Genomic DNA, 12354 nt, shown 5'->3' with positions numbered 1-12354 from the left:
ACAGGTGGTCTCCTCGCGTCAAACAGGAAGTGCGATAGAGTCCGCTTCGCCCCGACCGCGTTGCCACGCGGGCTCCCCCAGGTCTGCCTTTGTCCCGTACGAATCCGCGCCTCGACCCCGTACCCGAATCTCCTGATGCGCCCGACGCGGCGCCCGGCACCCCGCCTCCTCCACCGGAGTACACCGGGACGCATTCGCGGGAGCTCACCGCGCTGCGTGGGGAGAGCACGGCGACCCGGCTGACCGGAGCGCTGGGGCTGCCGCCCACGGAGCCCACGAGCACGGTCATCGCGCCCATGGAGGCGGGAGAGCTGCCCAACGTGGCGGCCATCCGCGGGATGCGGTTGGATCAGCTGCTGCTGCTCACCACGGGCGCGCTGGTCATCATCATCGTGGGCCTGCTGGCCGCGCTGTCCGCGAAGACGACGGAGGCGCAGCTCACCGCGACGTCGGACCGCTTCACCCAGCGGCTCCAGTCCCAGGCGCGCGAACTGGGCCAGACGGTGAGCCACACGCTGGCGCTCACCTCCGCCACCAGCCTTCGCGACAACAACTACGCGTTCCTCACGGAAGTGGCGCGCTCCATCATCGCGGACAACCGCAACATCCTGCGCGTGCAGATGTACGACGCGGACGGGCAGCTGGTGGCGGACAGCGACCCCAACGCCAGGCTGGGCGAGTCCTCCGGAGGCCGCACCGCGGAGCGCCGCTGGGCCAGCGCCTTCTTCCAGGGCCAGCCGGTCTTCGAGTTCCAGGAGCCGCTCGACTACGGCTCGCAGGGCGGCAAGGGCGTGGTCGTGATCAGCTACTCGCTGGAGGACCTGCAGAAGCAGCTGCACGAACTGGAGGAGACCAACCGCGCCGCCGTGCGCGCCAACACGCTGCGCATCGTCGGATTGGGCGTGGGCTTCGTGGTGCTGGCCGGCGTGCTGGCCGCCTTCCAGAGCCGCCGCATCACCAAGCCGCTGGGCGTGCTCACCCACCGCGTGATGCAGCTGGCCGCCGGTGACCTGGGCGCTCGCGCGGGCACCGCTCCGGGCGCGGGCCGCGAGGTGACGACGCTGGGCGTGGTGTTCAACCACATGGCCGAGCGCATCAAGGTCCTGCTGGAGGACGTGCGCGCCAAGGCGCAGCTGGAGCGCGAGGTGTCGCTCGCGCGCACGGTGCAGGAGACGCTCTTGCCGGGCCGCGAGGCCGTGACGGTGGGGCCGCTGCGGCTGGCCGGGCTCGTGGTGCCCGCGGACGCGTGCGGCGGTGACTGGTGGTTCCGCGCCGCGCTGGACGACCGGCGGGTGGTCATCGGCATCGGGGACGTGACGGGCCACGGTCTGTCCACGTCGCTGGTCGCCACCAGCGCCACCAGCGGCTTCGCCTCCGCCATGACGCTGCGCGAGCCGTCGCAGGTGCACGCGCAGATGCTGATCACCGCGCTCAACGTGACGCTGGCCAACGTGGGCCGCGGCGAGCACCAGATGTCCAGCGCGCTCGCGGTCATCGACGTGTACAGCGGCCAGATTGACTACGCGGCGGGCGCGCACCCGGCGGCGGCCGTCTACAACCGGAACACGCGGCAGATGGCGTCGCTGCCCGCGCGCGGTCCGCTGCTGGGCGCGAACGTGGCCTCGCAGTTCACGTCGCGCCAGACGCAGCTGAGCCCCGGCGACATCATCGTCTGGTACACGGACGGCCTCACCGAGGCGCGCGACGGCGCCAACCGCCTCTACGGCACGCAGCGGCTGGCCGCCGCCATCCAGGCCCACGCCCACCTCCCCGCCGACGCCTTGCGCGACGCACTCCTCGCGGACGTGCGCGCGTACAGCGCCGGCCAGCCCCAGCGCGACGACATCACCGTCATCGTCGCCGAATTCAGCTCCGCCCCCACGCCGTGACGAACCGCATGCGCCCATTCATCCGTTCCCCGCGCCGCGTCTCCACCGCGCTCGTCCTGCTGGCCACCCTGGCCGGCCCGCCGACGGCGCTCGCCCAGTTCCGCCCGCCGCCCGCCACCGAGGCGCAGCGCATGACGGAGCAGGGTGAACAGGCGCTCGTGTCCGCCAACGCCGCCGCCGCCAAGGGCGACAAGAAGGAGGCGGAGGAGAAGTTCAAGAAGGCGCTCAACCTCTTCGAGCAGGCGCTCACCCAGGAGCCGCAGTCCGTCTCCGCCGCCGCGGGCCTGGGCAGCGCCGCCAACGCGCTCCAGGACTTCCAGCGCACGGCCGCGCGCCTTCAGCCCGTGTTCGCGCAGAACCCGCAGGACCTGGCGCTCGCGTACCCGCTGGGCACCGCGTACTTCAAGCTGCGCCGCTTCCAGGAGGCCGTCCCGGTGCTGGAGCAGGTGGCCGCGGCGGATCAGCCGGACCACCTCATCGTCCACTACTACCTGGCCAGCTACTACCTGTACGCCCAGGACGGGAACCGGGCCGTGACGCGGCTGCAGCGCTACCTGGCGCTGCGCCCGGAGAAGCTCGCGGCCAACGACTTCCAGATCCACGAGCTGCTGGGCAAGGCGCACCTCCTGCGCCGGGATGCTGGCGCCGCGCGCGCCTCGTTCGAGAAGGCGCAGGCCGGCCGGGCGGAGTCCGCGACCGCGCAGATCGGCCTCGCGGCCGTGCTGGAGCTGGAGGGGCAGGTGGCGGAGGCCCGCGCGCTCCTCGAGCGGCTGGTGACGAAGTTCCCGCAGGTGGCGGAGCCGAAGGAGCGCCTCGCGCGCCTGTACCTCGCCGCGGGCGACGTGCCGCGCGCGGACATCCAGGCCACGGCCCTGATGAAGCTGGGCGCCACGCCCGCCGCGCACCTGCTGCTCGGCGACGTGCGGCTCGCGCAGAAGCAGCCCGCGCAGGCGGAGGCCGAGTTCCGCAAGGTGCTGGAGCTGCAGCCGGGCCTGCTGATGGGGCAGATCGCCGTGGGCAAGGCGCTCCAGGCGCAGTCCCGCCACGAGGAGGCCATCCAGTTCCTGGAGTCCGCGGTGAAGTCGGGCGGCGGCAGCCTGGAGCTGTGGGCGACGCTGGGCTCCGTCAACCGCCGCGCCGGCCGCTTCCAGCGCGCGGTGGAGGTGCACCGGCGCGTGGTGGAGATGGCCCCGCGCCAGGCGCTGGGCTGGATGCTGCTGGGCGCGGATCACTTCGCCACCGGCCAGTGGGATCAGTCCATCGAGGACTATGGCAGCGCGCTCCAGGTCGAACCGGGCCACCCCGGCGCGAAGCAGTGGCTGGCGCAGGCGCTGGCCCACCGCGCGAGGGAGCGCGCCGGCACGCAGCGCCTGGATGACGCCGTGCGCGACCTGCGCCGCGCGTATGACCTGGACCGCTCCGTGCCCATGGCCCGGCGGCTGGGCGCGGCGCTGCTGGACAGCCACCAGTACGCGGAGGCCCGCAAGGTGATGGAGGGCGCGGTGACGCTGCCGGGCGCGACCTGGCGCGAGCACCTGCTCCTGGGCTACGCGCGGCTGGGCAGCGGCGACGCGCAGGCCGCGCTCGCCGCCTTCACCCAGTCCGGTGAGGCCACGCAGGAGCCGGATCAGCGCGCGGAGGCGTCCGCGGGCGCCGCGCTCGCGGAGGTGGAGCTGGGCCAGGTGGACGCCGCCGTGCAGCGGCTGACGGACGCGGGCCCCTCCAAGACGGCCGCGAAGGTGGCGGAGGCGAACCTGCCCCGCGTGCTCGTGCGCCGCGCCCTGGCGAAGCTGGAGGTGGGCGACGCCGCCGCGGCGAACCGGGACCTGGACGCCGTGGACCGCCTGGGCACCGGCAAGGGCTCGGACCTGGCGAAGCTGGCCACCTTCGCGCGGGCGCTCACGCGCGCGGAGGAGGGGCGGTTCGCGGAGGCCACCGCGGGGCTCAAGCGCGCCCTCACCCCGGCGCCGGAGTGGGCGTGGCCCAACACGCGCACGCTCGCGGACGCGTATGTCCTCTACCGCCAGGGCAAGGTGGCGCCCGCGCGCAAGCTGCTCGCCACCGCCCAGAAGAAGCCCATGCCCGGACAGCCGAAGTGGATGGGTCACTTCACCGGCGCGCTGCTGCGGCGCGAGGCCGCCCTCGCCTACGCCTCCGGCAACATGAAGGCGTCGGAGAAGGCGCTGAAGGCCGCGCTCGCCGCGACGCCCGACGACGCGGTGGTGCAGCACAACCTGGCGTGCGTGGACTGGCGCCAGGGTGACACCGCGTCGGCGCTGGCCACGTGGAAGCGCCTGGAGACGTCCGTGCCCATCGCCTCGCTCAACCTGGGCATCGACGCGCAGGAGCGCCGGCACGAGCCCGCCGAGGCCGTGGACGCATGGCGGCGCTACCTGGTGTCCGCCTCGGGAGCCCGCGCCGCCCAGGTGCGTGAATGGAAGGACCGCCTGCAGGGCCTCTATGGACTGGGTGACGCGCAGGGCGCCACGCCGGCCACCGGGGTCGCGGAGGAGACGCCGTGAAGACGCCATCCCTTGTCGCGCGGTGGAGCGTCCTGCTCGCCGCCGTGTTGTTCGCCGTCGTCGTTGCCCGCCCCGCGTCCGCCGCGCCGAAGAAGGCCACGCTGGGGGTGTTCCTCGCCACCACGCTGTCGGACGGCCAGGAGCGCTTCCAGTACGCGGAAGCGCTCGCCCAGAAGCTGGAGGCCAGCCTGGGCCGCCCCGTCACCGGCAAGAGCTTCGGCCGCTACGAGGACTTCGCCAAGGCGGTGGGGGAGGGGCAGATCGACTTCGCCGTGGTGGACGGCTGGGCCGCGGTGCAACTGGGCGCCAAGGCGCAGCCCGTGGCGTACGCGCCGCGCGCCGGTGAGACGCAGCAGCGCTGGGCCATCATCTCCAGCCAGAAGGGCAGCGTGAAGGACCTCGCCGGCAAGCGGCTGGCGGTGGTCAAGGGCGCGGGTCCCGCGGATCCCAAGTTCGTCACCCACGTCGTGCTGGGCGGCGACCTGGATGCCCAGAAGCACTTCAAGCTGGTGCCGGTGCCCAACGTGGAGTCGGCCGTGAAGATGCTGGAGGCCAAGGGCGCGGAGGCCGCGCTCGTGCCCGTCTCGCACGTGCCCAAGGACCTGCGCGTCCTCTTCAAGAGCGCCCGGGTGCCCGGCGCCGTGCTGGTGGAGGTGAAGGGCGGGGCGGACGCGTTGTCCCAGTCCCTGTCCTCCGTCGGTGCGGTCGCTCCGTTCGACGCCTTCGCCCGCATCCAGGGCCACGAGTTCGAGGACTTCCGCAAGCTCGTCACCCAGGGGCCCCCGCGCCGTCAGCCCGTCCTCGCGGACGCGCCCGACCTGCGGGTGGAGACGCCCGTCCTGGTGCGGTCCGACTCGCTGGGTCCCGCGCTGCCTCCGTTCGCGGACGACCTGTCCGTCTCCGCTGAACAGCCGGATGACTGATTGCGCCGTGGGCTGATCAGCGCACGGCGCTCCCGTCGCCGTGCGCGTGTTTTGCCGCGATCGACAGCCATGACTTGGCCTAAGGCGAGTTATTGCGGTAATTTGAGAAGTCGAGCGGAACGCCATCGTTCAGGGGTGGAAACTCGACCCCCTGAGCGATTGCCAGTCGCACCGGCTCTGGCTCCTGGCGCAAGGACCGCGGACATCCCTGCTTCCCCCTCGTGGAATTGAGAACGATGGACTCGACTGAGTACGGTGGGCCGCGCACCAACGCGGTGAAGGGGTTTGCCGGGCGGCTGAGCGCGCGCGCATGCCTTACCCTGGTGGTCTGCGCGCTGTCCCTGTTCACGCTGGAGACGGCCCGGGCCCAGGAGGCCCAGGAGCCCGCCTCCAAGACGCGGACCAAGACGGCCCGCAAACGCGCGGCCACCCCCCCGGGCGCGAAGGCGGCCACCTCCCCGGGCGCGAAGACGGCGACTCCGGGGGCGAAGCCGCCGCGCGCCGCGAAGACGCGCCGGGGCGCGAAGACGCCGCCTCCGCCGGTGGAGCCGGAGTTCATTCCGGACGAGGCGCCCACCCAGCCGCAGGAGCCCGCGCTCGCCAACGAGCCGGCGCACACGCCGCCTCCGCCCCCGCTGGCCGGCCCCGGCCCGTCCGTGTCGGATCCGCTGCCCGTGGCCTCGCCCACGTCGCCCTATGACGGGCCGCTGACCACCGACGTTCCTTCCAACCCGCCGCCCGCGCTGGGCTCCGGCGCGGTGCTGCCGTCGTCGCAGCCGCGCGCGGCGACCAACGTCCCGGACCGCGCGCCCTTCACGGAGCCCACCCCGGACCGCGCGCTGCCGCCGCCCTCCAGCCTCTCCGGCCTGGACGGCCCGGACCTGGGCGGAGGCGACGACCTGGAGAAGAACATCAACATGGCGCTGAGCGAGGCCGTCGTCACCACGGCCTCCAAGCGCAGCCAGCGCATCTCCGACGTGCCCCTCACGGTGTCCTGGATTCCGGCGGAGGAGCTGGAGGGCACCGGCCAGTTCTCGCTCTGCGAGGCCATCCAGTACTTCCCGGGCATGGAGTGCCGCCGGGGCTCCATGCGCAAGGCGGCGGTGAGCGCGCGCGGCCTGGGCTCCAACTACCTGTCCAACCGGCTCCTGCTCCTCAAGGACGGCCGTCCCCTGACGGACCCCTGGACGGGCCAGTTCTACGCGGATGAGACGACGCCGCTCACCAACCTGAAGCAGGTGGAGGTGATTCGCGGCCCGGGTTCGTCGCTCTACGGCTCCAACGCCTTCAGCGGCGTCATCAACATCATCGAGCGCCAGCCCGGCGATCTCATCGCCAAGGGCCAGAACGTGGGCGCGGACGCGCGCATCCTCGCGGGCCAGGACAAGACCTGGCGCCTGCAGACCAACGTCGCCGGCCGCGGCGGCCCGGTGGAGGCGCTGCTCGGCTACTACGGGTTCGGCTCGGACGGCCCGCAGCTCTTCAACAACCCGCAGCTCAACCAGACGGACACCAACGAGGACTCGCTGGTCCACCAGGTGAACGGCAAGGTCCGCGTGGGCCCCCTTGCGCTGGACGCGGACTTCACCGACGGCAACATCGGCCGGCCCGGCGGTCAGAACATCTCCACCGTGGGCAACTGCGGCCGCTGCCACTACACCGCGCAGGACAACGAGCACGTCCAGAACCTCAACGCCGCCCTGCAGCTGGATCAGCAGGTGACGGACAACGTGCGCGTGTTCGCCCAGGGCTACGCGTTCTTCAAGCGCCGCAACGTGACGCTGGAGAACGAGATCACCGGCGCGCTGGAGGACACGCTCGGCAAGCGCAGCCGCCTGGGCGGCGAGGCGCGCGCGCTGTTCTCCCTGGACAAGCTGTCCGTCACCGTGGGCGGCGACATCAAGGCCGACCAGGTCAACAACCAGAACGTCCTCCCCGGCCTGACCCTGGACGACACGAAGCAGACCATCCTGGGCGGCTTCGTGGACGCGGAGTACCGCATCACGGACCGGCTGGTGGTGGGCGGCGGCGCCCGGTACGACAACTACCAGATCCCCTCCAAGGTCTGGTCGGAGCGCACGGATCAGATCTCCCCTCGCGCCAGCGTCGTGTTCCACGCCATCCCGGAGCTGCTCACGCTGCGCACCAACTACGGCCGCGCCTTCCGCGCGCCCACGCTGGCGGAGCTGGCCATCAACCAGCAGATGTACGCCGCGACGCTGCTGGGCAACCCGGCGCTGCGCGCGGAGACGCTGGACACGGTGGAGGCGGCCGTGGACTTCTGGCCCTTCGACCGCAAGGTGCGCCTGACGGGCACGGGCTTCTACAACCGCGCCCGGAACTTCATCAACCAGGAGCTCCTCTTCGGCTCCACCTCGCAGTTCCAGAACCTGGGCGACGCGCGCGTGGCGGGCTTCGAGGCGGAGGCCGCGGCGCAGGTGCCGTCCCTCAACTCGTCCTTCGACGTGGCCTACCAGTTCCTGGACGCCCAGGCGTTGCCGGTGGGCGGCGGGGCCAGCTACCCGCTGGACTACGCGCCCAGCCACCGCGTGTACCTGCGCGGCCGCACCAACATCGGCAAGTTCGCCTTCGTGGAGCTCTACGGCCTGTTCGTGGGCGCACGGTATGATCCGGGCTTCGTGGTGGATGAGAACGCCGGCACCACCACCCGCGTGAAGCTGCCCAGCTACATCACCGCGACCGCGCGCGTGGGCTTCAACGTCCACGAGCGCGTGGCGGTGTCCCTGTTGGGTACCAACCTCTTCAACGCGAAGTACGAGGAGTCCCACGGCTTCCCCGCCCCGCCGCTGGGCGTCTTCACCGAAGTCCGGCTCCACTACTAGGGCCTTGTTTGGAAACCGCTGCCGCCGTGAAGGATGCTCCCCTGAAGTTGACGCCGGACACGACGCTCACGCCGGAGGCGCTGGAGAAGGCCTCCGGGGTGCTGGCCCGTGATGGCCTGCAGTTGGGGAAGGGAGACGACGCGGCACCGCACCTGGTGCTGTTCGACGGGCGGTTCACCCCCGCCCACGCCGCGCTCCTGGAGCGCAGGCCCCCAGCGCTGCTCCTGGCCACCCGCGAGGGGGGCCAGCCGTCCGCCTGGGAGGCGCGCCTCTTGAGCGCGCTCTTGCGCGGCGAGCCCATGATTCCGCAGGAGGCCGCCACGTCCGTCACGTGGCTGGGCAGCGTGGCGGAGGTGACGGCCGTGGGCGAGCGCGTGGCGGAGGCCGTCCTCCAGGCCGGCGGCTCCAAGGGCGCGGCCGGCCGGGTGGCGGATGTCGTCCATGAGATTGGCGTGAACGCCCTGCTCGACGCTCCGGTGGACGGAAGCGGCGAGCCGAAGTACGCCCACCGGCGGGGGCAGGTGCAGGCGGTGGAGGAGGAGGACCGCTGCCTTTTGTCCTGGGCGGTGGTGGAGGGCCGCGCGTGGCTGGAGGCAACGGATCGCTTCGGCCGCATGCCGGTGTCACCGCTGGTGCGGGTGGTGAGGGCGTGGGGTGAGAAGGCGCAGGTGGATGCCTCGGGGGGTGGCGCGGGCCTGGGGCTGCGGCGCATCCTGGAGCACAGCGACGCGGTCGCCGTGCGGGTGACCCCGGGGAAGCGGACCCAGTTCACCTGTGGGGTGGACCTGGGGGATGCGCGCCGCCGGGCCGCGCAGCCCAAGTCGCTGCTGTTCTGTCTGGAACGAGGGTAGGCGGGTGGAGAGCCAAACTTCCAATGCCAGCATCACCTCCCTGCGCGTGGGCAGTCTGACCCACGTGCGCGTGGCCGGGGTGATCGACGAAACCTTCCCCCTCACGTCCACCTCCAAGGGCCTCCAGGGCCTGGTGGTGGTGGACCTGGGCCTGGTGGAGCGCATCAGCTCCTTCGGCGTGCGCCGGTGGATCGAGTTCGCCGGCCACCCGCCGCAGGGCGTGTCGGGGCTGTACGTCGTCAACGCGCCGCCGGTGGTGGTGGATCAGCTCAACATGGTGGAGGGCTTCGCGGGCGTCGCGCGCGTGCTCTCCATGCTGGCGCCGTACACGTGCCGCTTCTGCAAGGAGGACCGGCTGCGGCTGGTGCGCCTGGTGGAGGAGGCGAAGGTGCTGGAGCAGGGCGGAGCCCCGCCGCACCAGTGCCCGGTGTGCGCCCAGCCGCTGGAGTTCGCGGACGAGCCCACGGAGTTCTTCGACTTCGCGCGCCGCCAGCAGTTCTCCGCGGTGGACCCGGCGGTGCTGCGCTACCTGCGCTCGGGCATCCCGTCAGAGCCGTCCGAGCTCGCGTCGCACCTGAAGATCATCCAGGACGACATCACCTTCATCACCCTGGCCAGCACGCTCAAGGGCGACCTCAACGTGCGCCGGCTGGCGTCCGGCCTGGAGGGGCGCGTCGCCTTCGACTGCTGCCACGTGAGCGTGGTGGAGCCGGAGGCGCTGCCGCGCATCGAACAGGTGCTGGAGGTCGCGTCCCAGGGCGCCCAGGTGGTCCTCTGCCGCGTGCCGCCGCCGCTCCTGAGCGTCCTGGCGAAGTCCACCAAGGCGCTCCCGGCGAAGCTGGCCACGCTGTGGCTGCCGTGCGACTGCCGCAACTGCGGCCAGGTCACCCACCAGCGCATCCAGACCTCCGAGTACCTGGAGGTCCTTCGCGCCAAGGGCACCATGGAGCGCGTGTGCCCCGTCTGCGGCGGCACCGCCCGGGCCCCGGCGCTCGCGCAGTTCCAGGGGCTGCTCGCGCGCACGCCCCTCACCGACAAGCCGCTGGACGACATCGAGGCGCTGGAGCAGCGCGCGCTCAGCCAGTACCTCTTCGGCTCCACCAACCAGGACCCCGGCGCCCGGGGCACGTCGCCCACGGACACGCACAGCGGCGGCGCGCGGCTGCAGATCATCCGCCGGCTGGGGCAGGGCGGCATGGCGGAGGTCTTCCTCGCCAAGCAGCAGGGCGTGAAGGGCTTCGAGAAGTTCGTGGTGATGAAGAAGATTCTCGCGCAGTTCGCGGAGAATCCTGAGTTCGTCGACATGCTCTTCGCGGAGGCCCGCGCCAACGCGCGCCTCACGCACCCCAACGTCGTCCAGACCTTCGACGTGGGCGTGACGGACGGCGTGGCGTACATCCTGATGGAGTACGTGCGCGGCCCGGACCTCAAGCGCCTCATCACGGAGCTGCGCCGCAAGGGCATGGCGCTGCCGCTGGAGCACGCGCTGCGCATCGTGGCGGAGGTGGCCGCGGGCCTGCATTACGCGCACAGCTACGTGGACCCGTCCGGCACGGCGCACCCGGTGGTGCACCGCGACGTCAGTCCCCACAACGTGCTGGTGTCGCTGGACGGCGCCATCAAGCTGTCGGACTTCGGCATCGCCAAGGTGCAGGGCGAGGAGCACACGCAGGCGGGCGTCATCAAGGGAAAGATTTCGTACCTCTCCCCGGAGGCCGCCAGCGGCCGCCCGCTGGACTGGCGCAACGACGTGTTCGCGCTGGGCGTGGTGCTCTTCGAGCTGCTCACCGGCCAGCTGCCCTTCCGCCGGGACCACGACGCGGCGACGCTCGCGGCCATCGTGCGCGAGCCCGCGCCGGTGCCCTCGCAGCTGCGGCCCCACATTCCGCAGGACGTGTCGGACCTCATCCTGCGCGCGCTGGTGAAGGACCCGGCGCGGCGCACGCCCTCCGCCGCGGCGATGCGCGAGGAGATTGAAGCCGTCATCGCGCACCACCGGCTGTCCTCGTCGCCCGCGTCGGTGGCGCAGTTCTTCAAGGAGGCGCTGGGCGACCGGCTCACCGAGTACGCGCCGTCGTCCATCTCCGGCTCGGGGACGGGCTCCAACCCCCGTGCGCTGATGCCGGGGACGGGCTCGCACTCGCGCAACCTGGGGACGGGCTCGGGCTCGGGCAGCGACATGCGGGCCCCGTCGGACCTGTCCCGGCCGCCCGCGCGTGGCGGTTCCGGCAGCATGCCCCGGATGGAGCCGCCCCCGGTGGCCGCTCCGCCGGAGCCCGCCGACCGTGGCACGGAGGTCGTCTCCGTCGCCGACCCCACGCGTCCCCCGGCCGCGCCGCCCGTGGCCGCGCCCGCGCAGCGTCCCTCGCGCCCGGCCGCGCCCGCGCCCGGGTCGTCGCTGCCGCCGCCCACCGCCGTGCGGCCGGCCGCCTCCGCCAACGTGCCCACGCGCGTGGGGCCTCCGCCGCAGCGTCCGTCGGTGTCGGTGCCCTCCGTCGCGCCCCTGACCTCGGCCCCTCCGCCGCCGCCCCCCGCGGCCATGTCCGTGCAGCCTGGCGGCACCCACGCGCAATACGCGGCGCCTCCCGCGCCTCAGCCGGGGACCCCTTCGCCGCCGCCGACGGGCACCCACGCGGCCTATCCTCCGCCGGGGGCCGCTCCGCCGCAGCCCGTGGCCGCTCCGCCGCTCCCGCCGGTGACCCCCATCGCGACGCCCGTGCGCCCTCCGGTGGCGCCCGTGGCCGCGCCGCCGGCCCCCGTCCACGCGGTGGCGTCCACGGCCCAGGCCCCCGCCGCCACGGCGGGCGGGAAGGGGCTCACGCCCGGTCAGCGCAAGGGGCTCATCGTGGGCGGTGTGGGCCTGGTGCTCGCGGGGCTCGCGCTGGTGTTCCTCCTGCCCAAGGGCGGTGTGGAGGTGCGCAACGCCCAGGAGGGCGAGCGCGTCTACCTGTCCGGCGTCCTGCTGGATCCGAACTCCGGTCTGCCGGAGGACCCCTCGGGCTGGCTCGTCTCCACCGCGGTGGACGGCAAGCTGCACCGCTTCGGCAAGGTGCCCAAGTCAGAGCACATCGACCTGCGCACGCTCGCGGACGCCGCGCCCCAGGCGGATGCCCGGGGCACGCTCAGCGTCACCGGCGCCCAGGGGTGCCGCGTGTCACTGGGCTCGCAGGTGCTGGAGGGCCAGACGCCGCTGTCCAGCCAGATGCCCGCGGGGCGCGAGTTCGAGGTGCGCGTCACCTGCGGCGGCAAGCCGGACGTCGTCCGCTGGGTGATGGCCGTGCCCGGCCAGGGCGTCGCGCTGGACGTGCCCTGAGCCGGACGGAATG

Annotated in this window: 6 protein-coding genes; all 6 read left to right on the top strand. The window is 72.8% G+C overall.

Annotation, left to right across the window (positions count from 1 at the left end):
* Positions 1-89 precede the first annotated feature (89 nt).
* The 6 genes from KYK13_RS23180 (at position 90) to KYK13_RS23155 (ending at position 12341) form a co-directional block, all read left to right on the top strand.
* Positions 90-1889: a PP2C family protein-serine/threonine phosphatase gene (locus KYK13_RS23180; protein WP_223633369.1), complete on the top strand. Its 1800-nt coding sequence runs from the start codon at positions 90-92 to the stop codon at positions 1887-1889.
* An 8-nt stretch (positions 1890-1897) separates the two neighbouring features.
* Positions 1898-4411 carry a tetratricopeptide repeat protein gene (locus KYK13_RS23175; RefSeq protein WP_223633367.1) on the top strand — a complete coding sequence of 838 codons (2514 nt, stop codon included), beginning with the start codon at positions 1898-1900 and terminating at the stop codon, positions 4409-4411.
* Positions 4408-5334, top strand: coding sequence for a PhnD/SsuA/transferrin family substrate-binding protein (locus tag KYK13_RS23170; protein WP_223633365.1), 927 nt, complete (start codon positions 4408-4410; stop codon positions 5332-5334). The genes KYK13_RS23175 and KYK13_RS23170 overlap by 4 nt, the downstream gene beginning before the upstream one ends.
* 236 nt (positions 5335-5570) lie before the next feature.
* Positions 5571-8177 carry a TonB-dependent siderophore receptor gene (locus tag KYK13_RS23165; protein ID WP_223633363.1) on the top strand — a complete coding sequence of 869 codons (2607 nt, stop codon included), beginning with the start codon at positions 5571-5573 and terminating at the stop codon, positions 8175-8177.
* A gap of 26 nt (positions 8178-8203) precedes the next feature.
* On the top strand, positions 8204-9028 hold the full coding sequence (locus KYK13_RS23160) for a hypothetical protein (RefSeq protein ID WP_223633355.1): 825 nt from the start codon (positions 8204-8206) through the stop codon (positions 9026-9028).
* Positions 9029-9032: 4 nt separating this feature from the next.
* On the top strand, positions 9033-12341 hold the full coding sequence (locus KYK13_RS23155) for a serine/threonine-protein kinase (RefSeq protein WP_223633353.1): 3309 nt from the start codon (positions 9033-9035) through the stop codon (positions 12339-12341).
* Positions 12342-12354 lie beyond the last annotated feature (13 nt).

The organism is Corallococcus sp. EGB, from assembly GCF_019968905.1.
Lineage (GTDB): Bacteria > Myxococcota > Myxococcia > Myxococcales > Myxococcaceae > Corallococcus.
The sequence above is the reverse complement of the archived record's forward strand: the minus strand, read 5'-3'. Positions and strand labels throughout refer to the sequence as shown.